1 protein-coding gene and 1 pseudogene are annotated in these 1,093 nt (G+C 44.5%); one reads left to right on the forward strand and one right to left on the reverse strand.

What is annotated here, in order from left to right; translation table 11 throughout:
* Positions 1-572, forward strand: a pseudogene (locus tag A3763_RS29080) (hypothetical protein); the annotation flags it as partial.
* Positions 573-670: 98 nt separating this feature from the next.
* Here the strand turns inward: A3763_RS29080 and A3763_RS22365 are convergent.
* Positions 671-1,093 (reverse strand): EAL domain-containing protein (locus A3763_RS22365; protein WP_082880562.1); only part of this gene is annotated, 423 nt, incomplete at its 5' end.

Below are 1,093 nucleotides of genomic sequence, written 5' to 3' on the forward strand. Positions count from 1 at the left end.
GAGAGCCTTATGGTGCCGCAGATGGTTGGGATGAGCTATCAACAATTGGTGCAAGTTTTACCGGCTCAACATTAGCAGGTGAAGATCTGAAAGTTTCATATGCTCTAGAGTATGCTTCGCAAGATAATGAAACGAAAGATGCCAGTATGGATTATATGATGGCTGAGGTTGGCCTAACTGCGTCAGGAGTGACAGGCAAGCTTGGGTATTCGTCCTTAGGATCTGACGACGGCAATCAGTCGTTCGCGACACCTTTAGCAACTGTTCATAAGTTTGAAGGTTGGGCTGATGCATTTCTAGGTCAGTCCTTGTTTGGTGCGGGTGGCGGTAATGGTGTTGTAGACACTTATGCTTCAGTCTCAGGTAAGTTCGCTGGTGTAAAACTGGTGGGTGTTTACCATGATTTTGAGACCGATGAAGGCAGTGCTGACGCGGGTAGAGAGATAGATCTTTTGGCAGTCAAAAAGTTTAATAAAACCTATAGCGGAGGCCTGAAGTATGCTGATTACTCGGCACCTTCTGGCGGTACTGATAAGTCCGTAATGTGGGCGTGGGTTGGAATGAAGTTCTAAAGTCTGACACATAACTATAAGCCGTTAATAAGACTTCAGGGTCTTATTTTGCTAGCCTGGTGCCGTACCCGTCGCGGGTTGACAAGACTTTCCTCTTGTTAATTCAGGCTAGCTTTTTTCGGTTTTTTATGTGGGCTAGAGAGATACTCTAGCAAGGCTTCGAGCTTCATTGCTTCATGGAATAAACTTCCTTGTGCGTAGTCGCAGCCATGGCTTTTTAAGTGTGCAAGCTGTAAATCATTTTCAACGCCATCAGCAGTAACAGAAAGTTTCATCTGATGAGCCATACTAATAATTGCATTGCTAAAGTTAGTGTTTGCCTGATTTTCAGGGAGACCATTAAGGTAGCGTTGGTCTATTTTTAAGGCGTGAGCCGGAACTTGTTTCAAGTAGCTCATTGACGCATAGCCTGAACCAAAACGATCGATGATAATATGAACGCCCATATCTTTCAGTTCTTTTAGACGACCAATCACTTCGGGCTTTTGGTCAACGAAGCACTTTTCAACTACCTCGAAATG

The sequence above is a fragment of the Oleiphilus sp. HI0128 genome, from assembly GCF_001635365.1.